The sequence below is a fragment of the Candidatus Arthromitus sp. SFB-mouse-NL genome, assembly GCF_000709435.1.
GTDB lineage: Bacteria > Bacillota > Clostridia > Clostridiales > Clostridiaceae > Dwaynesavagella.
In genome coordinates this window covers 1,015,836-1,031,190 of sequence record NZ_CP008713.1, presented here as the reverse complement: position 1 = coordinate 1,031,190, position 15,355 = coordinate 1,015,836, and the positions used below count along the sequence as shown (strand labels likewise).

15 protein-coding genes are annotated in these 15,355 nt (G+C 29.1%); 14 read left to right on the top strand and 1 reads right to left on the bottom strand.

Annotation, left to right across the window (positions count from 1 at the left end):
- The first annotated feature begins 50 nt into the window (after nt 1–50).
- The 5 genes from spoVAC (at nt 51) to holA (ending at nt 4,722) form a co-directional block, all read left to right on the top strand.
- Entirely contained in the window at nt 51–512 is a 462-nt protein-coding gene (gene spoVAC, locus SFBMNL_RS04995) for a stage V sporulation protein AC (RefSeq protein WP_007439929.1), read from the top strand.
- Between the two features lie 16 nt (nt 513–528).
- The gene (spoVAD, locus tag SFBMNL_RS04990; RefSeq protein WP_005805942.1) at nt 529–1,554 is read left to right on the top strand and encodes a stage V sporulation protein AD; all 1,026 of its coding nucleotides are present in this window, start codon (nt 529–531) and stop codon (nt 1,552–1,554) included.
- A 6-nt stretch (nt 1,555–1,560) separates the two neighbouring features.
- On the top strand, nt 1,561–1,923 hold the full coding sequence (locus tag SFBMNL_RS04985; protein ID WP_005805944.1) for a SpoVA/SpoVAEb family sporulation membrane protein: 363 nt from the start codon (nt 1,561–1,563) through the stop codon (nt 1,921–1,923).
- A 101-nt stretch (nt 1,924–2,024) separates the two neighbouring features.
- Nucleotides 2,025–3,704: a ComEC/Rec2 family competence protein gene (locus tag SFBMNL_RS04980; protein ID WP_042294721.1), complete on the top strand. Its 1,680-nt coding sequence runs from the start codon at nt 2,025–2,027 to the stop codon at nt 3,702–3,704.
- Nucleotides 3,705–3,711: 7 nt separating this feature from the next.
- Nucleotides 3,712–4,722: a DNA polymerase III subunit delta gene (gene holA, locus SFBMNL_RS04975; RefSeq protein WP_042294720.1), complete on the top strand. Its 1,011-nt coding sequence runs from the start codon at nt 3,712–3,714 to the stop codon at nt 4,720–4,722.
- A 34-nt stretch (nt 4,723–4,756) separates the two neighbouring features.
- Here the strand turns inward: holA and rpsT are convergent, their stop codons facing one another.
- On the bottom strand, nt 4,757–5,023 hold the full coding sequence (rpsT, locus tag SFBMNL_RS04970; RefSeq protein ID WP_005805951.1) for a 30S ribosomal protein S20: 267 nt from the start codon (nt 5,021–5,023) through the stop codon (nt 4,757–4,759).
- Nucleotides 5,024–5,179: 156 nt separating this feature from the next.
- Here rpsT and gpr point away from each other — a divergent pair, with 156 nt between their 5' ends.
- From gpr to dnaJ, 9 genes are all read left to right on the top strand, one after another.
- Nucleotides 5,180–6,127, top strand: a complete 948-nt coding sequence (gene gpr / locus SFBMNL_RS04965) for a GPR endopeptidase (protein ID WP_042294719.1) — start codon at nt 5,180–5,182, stop codon at nt 6,125–6,127.
- Between the two features lie 75 nt (nt 6,128–6,202).
- On the top strand, nt 6,203–7,201 hold the full coding sequence (locus SFBMNL_RS04960; protein ID WP_005805956.1) for a stage II sporulation protein P: 999 nt from the start codon (nt 6,203–6,205) through the stop codon (nt 7,199–7,201).
- Nucleotides 7,202–7,270: 69 nt separating this feature from the next.
- A complete protein-coding gene (locus SFBMNL_RS04955) occupies nt 7,271–7,558 on the top strand; it encodes a hypothetical protein (RefSeq protein ID WP_005805958.1) in 288 nt (95 codons plus the stop codon).
- Nucleotides 7,559–7,650: 92 nt separating this feature from the next.
- The gene (lepA, locus tag SFBMNL_RS04950) at nt 7,651–9,459 is read left to right on the top strand and encodes a translation elongation factor 4 (protein ID WP_042294718.1); all 1,809 of its coding nucleotides are present in this window, start codon (nt 7,651–7,653) and stop codon (nt 9,457–9,459) included.
- Nucleotide 9,460: 1 nt separating this feature from the next.
- A complete protein-coding gene (gene hemW / locus SFBMNL_RS04945) occupies nt 9,461–10,588 on the top strand; it encodes a radical SAM family heme chaperone HemW (RefSeq protein ID WP_042294717.1) in 1,128 nt (375 codons plus the stop codon).
- Nucleotides 10,589–10,685: 97 nt separating this feature from the next.
- Nucleotides 10,686–11,702: a heat-inducible transcriptional repressor HrcA gene (gene hrcA, locus SFBMNL_RS04940; protein ID WP_042294716.1), complete on the top strand. Its 1,017-nt coding sequence runs from the start codon at nt 10,686–10,688 to the stop codon at nt 11,700–11,702.
- A gap of 31 nt (nt 11,703–11,733) precedes the next feature.
- The gene (grpE, locus tag SFBMNL_RS04935; protein WP_042294715.1) at nt 11,734–12,285 is read left to right on the top strand and encodes a nucleotide exchange factor GrpE; all 552 of its coding nucleotides are present in this window, start codon (nt 11,734–11,736) and stop codon (nt 12,283–12,285) included.
- Between the two features lie 34 nt (nt 12,286–12,319).
- Nucleotides 12,320–14,149 (top strand): molecular chaperone DnaK, encoded by a 1,830-nt coding sequence (dnaK, locus tag SFBMNL_RS04930; RefSeq protein WP_042294714.1) that lies wholly within the window; start codon nt 12,320–12,322, stop codon nt 14,147–14,149.
- A 49-nt stretch (nt 14,150–14,198) separates the two neighbouring features.
- Nucleotides 14,199–15,353 (top strand): molecular chaperone DnaJ, encoded by a 1,155-nt coding sequence (gene dnaJ, locus SFBMNL_RS04925; RefSeq protein WP_042294713.1) that lies wholly within the window; start codon nt 14,199–14,201, stop codon nt 15,351–15,353.
- Nucleotides 15,354–15,355: the final 2 nt, after the last annotated feature.

Here is a 15,355-nt window from a genome sequence, read left to right as displayed (position 1 = left end):
CCCATAATATATTTATGTAAGATATTTTGGAGATGTGGAGGGAAAAGAGTTTGAGTTTTGATGAAAAGAAGCTTAGAAAAACTTTCAAAGATTATTCAACAAATAATGAACCAAAACCAAATTATATTAAGAGATTTGCTATGGCATTTATTGTTGGTGGGTTATTTTGCATATTGGGTGAATTCTTATTCAAGATGTATGCTAATTACATATCAGATGAACTTCAAGTGAGAGCACTGGGATCTATAACAATGATATTTATAGGATCATTCTTAACAGGGATTGGTATGTATGATAAAATTGCAAACTTTGCAGGGGCTGGAAGTATAGTACCGATAACTGGATTTGCTAATGCTGTGACTTCTCCAGCTATAGAGTTTAAAAAAGAAGGTGTTGTATTTGGGACTTGTGTAAAGATGTTTACAATAGCTGGATCTGTAATAGCTTTTGGGGTTACTTCATCTGTTTTAGTAGGATTTATATATTTTGTTTTTAGCAAATTTATAGGTTAGATGAGAGGGATAAGTTATGGATAATACTAAACGAATTGGTAGGCAAACAGTTGAATTAAAGAATAGACCAAAAATTATATCTGCAACTAGTGTAGTGGGACCTAAAGAGGGTGAGGGACCTCTCGGATCTTATTTTGATATTACACTTAAAGATGATAAGAATGGTAAAGAAACTTATGAAAAAGCAGAGTCAAGCATTTTATACACTTCAATTACAGAAAGTATAAAGAAAGGAAATTTAACCGAAGATGATATTGACTATTTGTTGTGTGGGGATTTACAGAATCAAATAACATCCTCAAATTTTGCAGCTCGTGAAATAAAAATACCTTTTATAGGATTGTATGGTGCTTGTTCAACATTTTCTCTGTCTTTAGGATTGGGGGCAATGTTTATTGATGGAGGATTTGCTGATTATGTTGTAACTGGAGCATCATCTCATTTTAGTTCTGCAGAGAGGCAATTTAGGTTTCCATTGGAATATGGGAGTCAAAGGGCAATAACGTCACAGTGGACTGTTACTGGGGCGGGTACAGTTCTTCTTGGAAGAGAAGGGAATTATCCAGAGATTACGCATATAACAACAGGTAAAGTTAAGGATTATGGAGTTAAAGATGTGAATAATATGGGTGCAGCTATGGCTCCATCAGCAGTAGATACGATTTACACGCATCTTCAGGACACTGGAAGAGATCCAAGTTACTATGATTGCATTGCTACAGGGGATCTAGGAAAATTTGGAAGAAAAGTCACAGAAACTATGCTTAAAGATTTGGGTTATGATGTTTCGAAAATGTATGTAGATTGCGGTGAAAGTATTTATGATAATGGAAGGCAAGATACTTGTTCGGGAGGAAGTGGATGTGGATGCTCTGCTTCAGTTTTTACAGGTTATTTTTATAAGCAATTACTAGAGGGTAAAATTAGTAAAATACTTATAATTTCTACTGGTGCATTAATGAGTCCAACAACTTCGTTTCAAGGTGAAAGTGTGCCTGGAATAGCACATGCTGTTGCCATAGAATTTAATAACAGGGGATGATATAGTATGAATTATTTGTGGAGTTTTTTGCTTGGTGGAATTATATGCGGTATCAGTCAGATTTTTATGGATAAATTTAAAATATTGCCAGCATATATTTTGGTTTTCATGGTTTGTCTTGGGAATATTTTATCATTATTTCCTGGATATGATTTTTTGATAAAGAAGGCAACAGGTGGAGCCTGTATACCCATAATAGGATTTGGTTATAGTTTAGGAACTTCTGTTATTGAAAAAGTTAAAGAGTGTGGGCTTTTTGGGGTGATAACTGGAGGACTTAGTGGAGTGTCTGCTGGGATAACTTTTGCCATCTTTATATCTTTTATATTTTCGTTTATATTTACAGCTAAGACTAAATCTTTAAAATAAATAAATAACCTTTGGAAGTATTTTCTGGAGGTTTATTTTTTTGAATAAATGAGCTGAAAATTTGGAATTATCATAATAAATAATAGAAGGATATTTGATTTATGAGATTTTTTGTTTATTGTTTTACCGTAATAGCATTGTCTAATTTATTAGGAATCCAATTAATGAAAAATGATTTTATATCATTTGGATTTATATTACTTATGCTAATTACATTTTTACTCAAAAACTTAATATATAAATTTTTTAAATTAACTCTAATTATAGTGAGTGTAGTTAGTTTTTTTAACATACTATCATATTATTCCAGTAATCAAGAGATCATATCTAGTAAAAATTTTAGAGTAGCACAAAAATTATCGAAAGATATAGTTGTATCTTCAAGAAATATAAAACCTAAAAAATATTTGATTAGAGATTTTGGTAATATAGATGAAGTTGAGATTGGAATGATTTTAAATTTAAATGGGAAAGTGAAAAAAGATAATTATTATGATATTGGGGTAGTTGGAGAGATAACTGATTACAATATCAATTCGTATAAAAATGATTTTTATTCTGTTTTCATTGGAATGAGATCAATTATAAGGGATTTATTTATAGGAAGTTTTGGAATTGAACGGGGGAATATATTGTCGAGCTTATTGTTCGGCGATACTTCAGAGTTGGACAAGGATTATAAAAATGATTTAAAAGAGCTCGGTATTATACATATTTTGAGTGTGTCAGGTTTTCACATTAATTTAATTTTTGGTATTTTATTTAAAATATTAAATTTTTTACCTTCTATTTTGATGACATTTATATATTTAATGTTTACTGGATTTAAGGTGTCAGGAATAAGAGCGTTTTCTATGGTGTTTATTAAGGAAATGTCACATAGAGTACATAAGAATTATGATGGGATTAATGCATTGTGTGTAGCTGGAAGTTTTATATTATTTATAAGACCATATGAGATTTTGAGTCTAGGGTTTATATATTCATTTTTATCCACTCTTGGAATTTTGTTATTTAATAGGAAGATAAAGGATTATTTATATAGGCTTCCCAAATTTTTATGTGAATCTATTTCACTAATACTTAGTGCTCAAGTTTTTATTATACCCCTTAATTTAATTATAAATAAGAAGTTGGAGCTAGGATTTATGTTTTCGAATATATTACTAGTTTCATTTTATAGTTTGCTAGTAATTTTAGGTGTTATATTTATATTTTTTAATTTTGTGCCACTGCTTAGGGAGATTATTGTTTACTTAACAAAACTTATTTTTGATATAATTGATGGGGGAATTATTTTGATAAAGATGGTTACTCCAGAAGGTATATACTTAATGAACAGTTTAATTATTTTTATAATTTTATTGTATGTGTTATATTTTATGAAAAATAAGATTTCATTTAAAGCTTTTAATAATTTAGTAGTTATATTATTATTTGTTTATATTGGGTTTATTACAACGGTTAACTCTAGCGTAGAGATAGGAAAATATTACGATAAAAATTATGCGATAATTAGAGATAAATCTAGAAGTTATTTGTACTTAGATGGGAATTTGAAGGATACAGACAAGCTAATTGATAAACTTGGTGTAGATAAGGTTTTTACTAATGTTAATGATAAACAGAATTTATTTTTAAATAGTATGGTTAAGGTAGAATTTAAAAATAATAATGTTATTTTACATATTAATGGGAAAAGGATAGAAGTAGATAATATAGAAGATAACTTTAAGTATTATTCTGATATTTATCCACAAAAATATTATTTTATGTTTTAGGAGTTGTATGTTAGATTACGATTTGTTGATGAAAGAAGTAAGTAATATAAAAAATTGTTATTTTATTTATAGCTATGATGCAAAGCTTGTTAAAAATTTTTTGGAGAGTATAGAGAAGAAGTTAATATTACGAGATCTTAAACAATTTAATTATATTAATATGAAATTTGATAATAGTTTTGATATAAATTATTTTTTTGAATGTTGTGATACAATTCCGATGATGCAGGATAAAAAAGTGATAGTTATTGAGAATGCATTATTTTTAAGGAATGATTATGATAATAAGGAGTTTATTTCAAAACTTAAAGAGTATCTCGGAAATTTACCATCGTATTGTATTATAGTTTTTTATTATGTATTTGAAAATAAAGATAAAAATAAGGATAATTTAAAGATATTCTCCAAATTTGGTCAGATTTGTAATATACAAGAATTAAAGGGCGATAATTTTTATAGAGAAGTTTCTAAAATTTTTTTATCAAATAGAGTTAATATAAGTAAAAACCTCATTATATATTTTTGTTCTATAATTATAAATGATTTTTTTTACATAGAAAATGAAATTAAGAAATTGAAATTTTTTGTGGATGAAAGGGAAGTAACTAGGAAGGATATAGATGATATTATACCTAAAAGTTTGGAGAATAATGTTTTTGTACTTATAAATAATGTTTTGGATAAGAATTTAAATAAATCTATGGTAAGCTTTAGGGAACTTATACTTAGTGGAAATGATTTTAATTACATATTTAGTATGCTTAGTAATCAATTTTCTAAATTTTTAGATGTGAAACTCTTGTTGGAAGAAGGATTTAGTTTTGAGGATATAATGAAAAAGACAAGAATTAATCAATATAGTTTAAATAATTTTATTAAATTATCAAAAAAATATAGTTTAAAAAATATTATGGATGTTATTGATGCTTTCCTAGATCTAGAATATAAAATTAGAATATCGACAGATGCTGATCCACTTTTAGAATTTGAAATTCTACTTATTTCAGTATGTAGATAATTAGAAAACCTAATACCAATTGGTATTAGGTTTTTTAAGTTTGAGCTTTATTCAATTTTATAGCTAAATTAGATTTTTTCCTAGCTGCCTTATTTCTATGTAAAATTCCTTTAGATGCAGCCATATCTAATGCTTTTGTAACTTGCGATAATTCAGATTTTGCTGATTCTATATCACTATTTTTTAAACAAGTTTCAAACTTTTTAATAGCAGTTTTTAACGCAGACTTAACCATTTGATTCCTTAGAGTCTTAGCTTGAGTAACTTTAATCCTCTTTTTAGCTGATTTAATATTTGCCATATCTTTTCACCATCCTTTTATATCGAACACAAATAATGTCAACATAATATCATTATTTTAAAATAAATTCAAGTTATAATTAAATAATTTAAGAAATTTTACACAGAATAAGAAAGTGTAGTTTTTAAAAATGTCTACAAAATAAGGAGACAAGTTATGGTTAAAGATAGAGCAGCAGAAAATGATTTAAATAAGATTTTTGAAGGAAATCCCAATATAGATTTTAAGCAAATTGAAGATTCGAATGTAAAAATATCTAATATAAGAATTAAAAATAAATATGGTGAGGAACTTCTTGGGAAGAAGATAGGATATTATTCAACCTTAGAATTGCCAAAATTAACATATTATGATGTTGAAATGATGGACAAGATTAGTTTAATATTTGGAAGAGTATTAAAAGAGTTTATTTCCATGGATTCAAATAAAACAGCACTTGTTGTGGGACTAGGAAATTGGAATGTAACATCGGATTCTCTTGGACCTAAAGTTATATCTAAGTTGTTTGTGACAAGACACCTTAAAGAATTTATGCCACAGTCTATTGAAGATGATATTTCATCTGTATGTGCTGTTTCGCCAGGTGTACTAGGAACTACAGGGATAGAAACTAGTGAAATAGTAAAATCTCTTGTTGATAAAATTAAACCTGATTATGTTATATGCGTGGATTCTCTGGCTGCAAGAAAAGTATCGAGACTTAATACAACTATACAGGTAGGTAGTACAGGCATAAATCCGGGTGCAGGAGTGAACAACCATAGGATTCCTCTTAATGAAGAAACTTTGGGTGTGCCAGTTATCGGTATAGGTATACCGACAGTTGTTGACTCTCTTACGATTGTTAGTGACAGTGTTAATTCTATTTTAGATAATATAATAGGAGATATAGGTAATAAATATATAGAAAAAAAACTCATAGATATAAACCAAAGAATGAAGATAATACGTAAGACATTGTCTCTTTCTATGGGCGAAATGATAGTAACACCTAAGGATGTTGATGCTGTGATAGAATCGATGTCTAAGATGATTGCTATGGGTATAAATATAGCATTGCATCCCAATCTTGACATAGATAAATTGAATAAATTTATAAATTAAAAAATAAAAATTTAGAGAAAAAGATAATAAAATATTACCCCCTTCATATATTTTTTATATAGGGGGTTAATTTAGATGCAATTGATAAAAAGAGATAAGATTAACTTAAGAGATTTTAAAATAATAGGGATTGTAACATTAATTTCTATTATTATTTTGTGGATAATACTGAAAGTTTATATAATATATTTTAATATATCAGGAAATTTTAATTATGCTTATAGTTCGATATTAAAGAATAATTACATACCTTTTTGGGATAGTGAGTATTTTGAAAATTCCAAGGAAGCATTTATTAAAGATGTGAAATATGTGTTGGGAATTGATATATTAAATCCTATTTCTATAATTGAGAAGGAGGTAAATATTTTAAATTCAACTAACATTGATGAAGGTAATTTATCATCTAACATGTATAATAATTCATCTGAAAATTTAAATACGAATGATAGGATAGCAAATGGAATTATTAATTCGAATAATACTAAGAAGAGGATACTGATATATCACACACACACAACAGAAGCATTTAAACCTGCTCAAAACGATTCATTTTATGAACAATATAATATTGTAGGTGTGGGAGATGTTCTTAAAAGAGAACTTGAGAAAAATTATAATATCGAGGTTATACATGATAAAACTATACATAATACGAGCTACTTAGAAAGTTATAAAAGATCCGGAGAAACATTGGATAAATATTTATCTGAAATTGAAGATTTTGATTTGATATTAGATTTACATAGAGATTCTTTGGATAATAAAAATTTAGTTACCACGGATATAGATGGTAAGAGTGTTGCAAAGATAATGTGTGTCGTTGCTAAAAATAATCCTAATTATTTGGATAACGAAGAACTTGCAATGGATTTAACGAGTTTAGCAAATGATTTATATCCTGGATTTGCAAGGAGTGTTTTTTATTATGAAAGAGGAAGTAATGCATTTAATCAGACTAAGTCCTCTAAGTTAGCCTTAATTGAGATGGGTGCTCAACTTAATACTATGGAGGAAGCTATAAATTCAGCAAAATTATTATCAAATGTTATAGGAGAATATTTAGCTCAATAATATAAAAAATAGAATAATATATAAAGAAAATTGACATCATCTAAATAAAACTATTTAGGTGGTGTTATTTTGTTTTTTAAAAGAAGAAATCTTAAATATATCTTTGGAATTTTTTTGTTCATCTTTGTTTTTAGTGCAGGCTTTGTGAAGATTAATGTTGTATATTCTTCTACAGGAATTGTAAATAGTGTTAGAGAGGTTCAGGAAAATAGAACAAATGAAGATAGTTTAAATATAACAACATTTGATGATCAAGCGTTAATAAGTATTTACAAAGAAAGTTATGGATATGATGTGATTTTAAGGATAAAGGGAGAAGAAAAAATTTTTAGTTTAAAGTTCCCTTGGAAGAGATAGAAAATTCATATCAAATTAAGGAGTGTTAATTTCTACAATTATATTTTATAATTTATAAATGTATATTTAATTAATTTGTAGGTGATTTTTAGATGAACAATAAAAAACAAGATAATATACGTAATTTCTGTATTATAGCACATATAGATCATGGTAAATCAACTTTAGCTGATAGATTGATAGAGATTACCGGAACTTTGACAAAGAGAGAGATGGAAGCTCAAGTTTTAGACAATATGGAACTAGAGAAAGAGAGAGGTATAACTATTAAATCTCAGGCTGTAAGGCTTATATATACAAGTCCAGTTGATAATGAAGAATACATATTAAATTTGATAGATACTCCTGGTCATGTTGATTTTAATTATGAGGTCTCCAGAAGTTTAGCCGCTTGTGAAGGTGCGATACTTGTTGTTGATGCTAGTCAGGGAATTCAGGCACAAACTTTAGCAAATTGTTATTTAGCCTCTGATGCTGGACTCGAGGTTGTACCAGTCTTGAATAAAGTTGATTTACCTAGTCAGAGAACTGAGGAAGTAAGAGAAGAAATAGAAGATATTATAGGTATAGAGGCACAAGATGCTCCTGCTATATCTGCTAAAACAGGATTAAATATAGGGGATGTTTTGGAAACTATAGTTAGAAAAATACCTAAACCTAGGGGAGATATTAATGCTCCATTGAAAGCACTTGTGTTTGATTCAATGTATGATTCTTATAGAGGTGTAATCTGTTATATAAGAGTAAAAGAAGGGTATATAAAACCTCAAATGAAGATTAGATTTATGTTCTCTAATAAAGAATATGAGGTTACAGAGGTGGGTATTTTTACGCCAAGCTATAAATCTATAGATTTATTACAGGCTGGAGAAGTTGGATATGTGACAGCAGCTATAAAAAATGTAAAAGATGCTAGAGTGGGGGATACTATAACATCTATTGAAAATCCGGCTAGTGAGCCTTTAGAGGGGTATAAGTCCGCAATACCGACAGTTTTTAGTGGCATATATCCAATAGTTGGAGATAAATATGATGAACTTAAAGAGGCTTTGGAGAAATTGCAATTAAATGATGCTGCATTGATTTTTGAACCCGAGACATCATTAGCATTAGGATTTGGATTTAGATGTGGATTTTTAGGTTTATTACATATGGAAATAGTACAAGAAAGATTAGAGCGTGAGTTTAATTTAGACATAATAATAACAGCACCATCTGTTATTTATAAAGTTAATAAGACATCAGGAAATATTGTAGAAATTACAAACCCGTATAATATGCCTAAGTCAACAGAGGTTGAGTCTACAGAAGAACCGATAGTTAACGCTACAATAATAACTCCTTCAGAATTTGTTGGAGGTGTTATGGAATTGTGCCAAGGAAGACGTGCTAATTTTATTGATATGCAGTATTTAGATACAACAAGAGTGATTTTAAAATATGTGATGCCTCTAAATGAAATAATATATGATTTTTTTGATACATTAAAATCGAAAACAAAAGGATATGCTTCATTTGATTATGAATTGAGCGGATATCAGAAAACCAAATTGGTTAAATTGGATATTTTGTTAAATGGTAATCCTGTTGATGCTTTGTCCATGATAGTTCCGCAAGAGAAAGCGTATCAGAGAGGAAAAAATATTGTGGATAAGTTAAAAACTATTATACCTAGGCAGTTATTTGAGATACCTATACAGGCAGCTATCGGAGCCAAGATAATTGCTCGTGAGACAGTTAAAGCAGTTAGAAAAGATGTGTTATCTAAATGTTATGGCGGTGATATAACTAGAAAGAAGAAATTGCTTGAAAAGCAGAAAGAAGGCAAGAAAAGGATGAGACAGGTTGGATCAGTTGAAATACCGCAAGAGGCTTTCATATCTGTTTTAAAGGTAGATTAAAATGATCGGTCTTTATATTCACATACCTTTTTGTGCTAGTAAGTGTTATTATTGCGATTTTACATCTTATATTAGAAGTGAACATTTGATTGATGAATATATAAGTGCGTTATTATTAGAATTAGATTTATACAAGCATGAAAAATTCGATACTATATTTATTGGTGGAGGTACACCTAGTTATCTTAATGATAAGCAGTTAGAAAAATTATTAAAGGGTATAAGTGATAGATGTGATTTAAATAGGATTTTAGAATTTACAATTGAATGTAATCCTGGAACTTTGACTTATAGTAAACTGAAAATTATGGAATGCTATGGAATAGATAGATTGAGTATAGGATTACAGAGTGCCAATTTGTCTACATTAAATTTTATTGGTAGAACTCATTCGTTTGATGATTTTGAAAAAAGCATAAATTACGCACAAAATGTTGGTTTTGAAAATTTGAATGTAGACCTAATTTATGGGATACCTAATGAAAAATTATATGATTATGAAGTTACATTGCAGAGAATAATTCAATATGATTTGTCCCATATTTCTGCATATAGTTTAATATTAGAGAAGAATACTAAATTTTACAATATGTATAAAAAAGGGAATTTTGTTGAGAGCGATGAAGATATTCAAATAGATATGTATAAATACACTAAGCATTTTTTAGAGTTGAATGGATTTGAACAATATGAAGTTTCGAATTATTCTAAATATAATAAATCTTGTTTACATAATTTGATATATTGGAATTTTAATGATTATATAGGTATAGGAGTTTCTGCTCATTCATTTTATAAAAATGTGCGTTTTGAAAATACGAAGAATATAAGTACATATATAGAGATGCTTAAAAAAAATAACAAACTTATTTATGAAAATGTTTATAATAATTCGTTTGTTGATAATATTGAAGAATACATAATGCTAGGTTTAAGGAAAATAAGGGGAATATCTTTAGAAGATTTTAACACTAGATTTGATTCGAGTTTTCTTTCCGTATTTGGTGAAGTTGTTAATAAGTATAAAAAGAATGGATTAATGGATGTTGTAGATAAAATGGTTTTTATAACAAATGAAGGAATGATCTTAATGAATTTAATTTTAAAAGATTTTATGGGAAAGTTATAAATAAAAAAATTTGACAAATTCCATTTAAAATGTTATTTTATTTTCAAGCCATTAGCACTCTTGGATATGGAGTGCTAATAAAGAGAGGTTAATTATTATGAATGAGAGAAAAAGTAAAATATTATATTCAATAATTCAGGATTTTATATATACAGGTGAGCCGGTAGGATCAAGAACGTTATCTAGGAAGTACAATTTAGGGATAAGTTCGGCAACTATTAGGAACGAAATGTCGGATTTAGAGGAATTAGGATTTTTAGAGCAGGTTCATATTTCTTCTGGTAGAAGACCCTCAAATAAAGGGTACAGATTATATGTAGATAAGTTAATGAAACCAAAACAAATTAGTAATGAGGAAAAAAAATATATTGAATCTAATTTGTTAAATTTGGATTTATTTGACTTTGAAAATATTTTAAAATCTAAATTATCTCTCATTTCTAAATTGACAAATTTGGCTTGTGTATTAAAAATACCATCAGTAATTGAAAATTCCATAAAATCAATTGAGTTTATTGAAATAAGTACATATAGTATATTGGCTGTTATTATCACCAATGAAGGTATTATAAGAAATAATATTATTAAGTTAAATAGAATTATAGATCATAAAAGTATTAGTGTAATTAATAAAATAATTAATGATCATTGTATTTCGCGTAGATTTGAAGATATAGACTTGGATTTGGTATGGGAATCTGTACAATGTTTAAATTTAGATAGGAATATATTTGATCAATTAATTTTAATCTTACGTAATTTGTTTATGTACGATACTGAGGCTAGTTACTATTTTGAAGGAATTGATAACATTTTGAGTTATCCGGAGTTTAATAGCATTGATAAAGTAAGAGAATTAGTATGTTTTTTTAATAATATCAATAGATTTAATGGTTTGCTTAATTGTGACTGTGGTAATAATATCCAGATTAAGATTGGAGAAGAAAATAGTATAGAAGAGGCTAAAAATTACAGTGTTGTTTTAGGTAATTGTATAAGAAATGGGAAAGTATTAGGAACTATAGGGATAATAGGTCTTACAAGAATGGATTATGCTAAAATAGTAACAATGGTCAAATTTTTAATAGATTTTATAAATACAAATATTGATTAAAAGTCTAGTGTTACGGAGGTGTTAATTAAAAATGATAGAAGAAAANAATGTATCGGCAGAAGAAAATGATATGGCGTCAGAAGAAAAAAATCAAAATTTAGAAGATGAGTGTCAATGTAACAATATAGATGAACTTGATATGTTAAAAAAAGAAAATGAAGGATTGAAATTAGAGGTTGATTCTTTAAAGGATAAGATATTGAGAATTAGTGCAGAGTATGATAATTATAGGAAGAGGAGTACACGAGAGAAGAGTGAGTTATATAGTAATTCTTGTGTGGATATAATATCTGAAGTTTTACCTATATTAGATAACCTGGAGAGAGCTAATTCTGCCAGTGCTGATATGGATTCACTTAAACAAGGAATCAATATGGTAATTAAATTATTTAATACTACTTTAGAAAAGATGGATGTCAAAGAAATAGATTGCAAATCTAGATTTGATCCAAATTTGCATGAAGCTGTAATGCATATAAATGATGAGAATTTAGAAAAGAATACTATAGTAGAAGTTTTACAAAAAGGATATATGATAAAAGATAAAATTATAAGGCATAGTATGGTTAAGGTTGCCAATTAAGAGACAAAAAATAAGTTTAATTTGGAGGTTTATTATGGGAAAAGTTATAGGTATTGATTTAGGAACAACTAATTCATGTGTTGCTGTAATGGAAGGTGGAGAGCCAGTTGTAATTCCTAATTCTGAGGGTGGAAGGACTACTCCTTCAGTAGTTTCATTTCAAAATAATGGAGAGAGATTAGTAGGTCAAGTTGCTAAGAGGCAGGCGATTACTAATCCTGATAAAACAATTATCTCTATCAAGAGACATATGGGAACAGATTATAAAGTTGATATAGATGGTAAAAAATATTCTCCACAGGAAATATCATCAATGGTTCTTCAAAAAATTAAGTTGGATGCGGAAGCATATTTAGGAGAAAAAGTTACTCAAGCAGTAATAACAGTTCCTGCCTATTTTAATGATAGTCAGAGGCAAGCAACAAAGGATGCTGGTAAAATAGCTGGTCTTGAAGTGTTGAGGATAATAAATGAACCAACAGCAGCTTCACTAGCTTACGGGATTGATAAGACATCAACTCAGGAAAAGATTTTAGTATATGATTTAGGTGGAGGTACATTTGACGTATCTATATTGGAACTTGGAGATGGTGTGTTTGAAGTTCTTGCAACTAATGGAGATACATTTTTAGGTGGAGATGATTTTGATCAAAAGATAATTGATTTTATAGCAGATGATTTTAAATTCAATAATAGTATAGATTTAAGAAATGATAAAATGGCGCTTCAAAGGTTAAAGGAGGCTGCTGAGAAAGCGAAAATTGAGCTTTCATCTTCACAACAAACTAATATAAATTTACCATTTATAACAGCTGATGCTACAGGACCAAAGCATATTGATTTGCAATTATCAAGAGCTAAATTCAATGAGATAACGTTGGATCTTGTGAATAGAACTTTAGAACCAATGAAAAAAGCACTTCAAGATGCTGGATTGCAAATTGGAGATATAAATAAAGTTGTGTTGGTTGGTGGATCTACTAGAATTCCTGCTATACAAGATGCAGTAAAGAATTTTACAGGGAAAGAACCATCAAAGGGAGTTAATCCTGATGAATGTGTAGCGGTTGGAGCAGCTATACAAGGTGGTATATTGGCTGGTGATTATGAAAATTCTGGTTTGTTATTATTAGATGTTACACCTCTTAGTTTAGGAATTGAAACTTTAGGAGGAGTATCTACAGTTATTATAGAGAGGAATACTACAATACCTGTAACTAAGAGCCAAGTTTTCTCTACAGCAGCAGATAATCAAACATCTGTTGAAATACACATTGTTCAAGGTGAAAGACAAATGGCTGTAGATAATAAGACTCTAGGAAGATTTACTTTATCTGGTATACCACCAGCGCCAAGAGGGGTACCTCAAATAGAAGTTACTTATGATATTGATGCAAATGGTATTGTTAAAGTAAGTGCTATGGATAAAGCATCAGGTAAAAAGGCGGATATAACAATAACTGCTACAACTAATTTAAGTGATGATGAAATAGATAAGGCAGTTAAAGAAGCAGAAAAGTATGCTGAAGAAGATAAAAAACGTAAAGAGTCTATAGAAATTAGAAATACCGCTGAAAGTTCTGTTTATCAAATGGAAAATGCATTGAAAGAGTTTGGAGAAAAAGTAAGTAATGAAGAAAAAACAGATATAGAGACTAAATTAAATTCACTTAAGGAAGCTTTAAAAGGTGATGATTTAGAGTTGATTAAAAAGAGTCAAGAAGAATTAACTCAAGCATTTTATGCATTATCTAGTAAAATGTATCAGCAAGACCCAAATGTTGCAGGAACGGAAGGGACAACAAATACTGAAAATCAACAAACATATGAAGCAAAAGATTATAAAGTAGAGGATAATAATTAATAATTATATTTTATGTACCATAATTTTTGGTAATAAACTGAGGTGATGTATGTCTAATAAGAATTACTATGAAGTTTTAGGGGTTAGTAGTAATGCTTCAGAGTCAGAAATAAAGAGTGCCTTTAAAAAACAGGCTATAAAGTATCATCCAGATAGAAATAAGGGTAATGCTGAGGCTGAAAAAAAGTTTAAGGAAATAAATGAAGCATATCAGGTTTTAAGTGATAGTAGTAAAAGGGATAGTTATGATAGAGTAGGGCATGATGCTTATACAAAAGGAGCTAGCTATGGATCTTCTTCAGCTGGTGGTGGATTTGAAGGATTCGATATGGATTTTGATTTAGGCGATATATTTTCTAGTTTTTTCACCGGAGGAGGATTTGGTGGAGGAAGATCTAAGAGAGGTCCTAAACCAGGAGAAGATTTAGAATATAGATTGACACTAACATTTGATGAGGCAGTTTTTGGATGTACCAAGGATATATTTATAAGACGTAAAGATAGATGTGGTACATGTTCTGGGACAGGAAGTAAAACAGGAACTGATAGGACTACATGCGATAAATGCCATGGAAGTGGTCAGATAAAGGTTCAGAGAAATACTCCATTTGGAAGTATGGTATCTATGACTACTTGTTCAAAATGTTCTGGTGTAGGGAAGATTAACTTAAATCCATGTGCTACGTGTAGAGGCAGTGGTAAAGTTAATACCGAGAAGAAGATAACTATTGACATACCTAGAGGGATTGATACTGGTCAGGTGATATCAATGAGGGGTGAAGGAGAGGTTGGAGATCTTGGTGCACCTTCTGGAGATTTATATATTGCTATAAATGTAATGAGTAGTAATAAATTTAAACGCAAGGATAATGATATTTTTACTGATCATCATATACCTATTTGGATTGCTATACTTGGTGGGGATAGTGTTATTGAAACACTTGATGGTGAACATAAAATAAATATTAAAGAAGGTACTCAATCAGGTACTGTTCAGGTATTGAAAGGTAAAGGTGTTTATAAAGTTAACTCGAATTTTAGAGGAGAACATCATGTTAGAATAGTAGTAGATGTTCCTAGTGTTCATAATGATAGCCAACGGCAAGCTGTCGAATTGATGAGGGAGGCTTATGAAGGAAGTCAAGAACATTATACTGAAAGAAAGCAAGATAGTAAGAAGAAGGGTTTTAAGAAATTTTTCTAAAA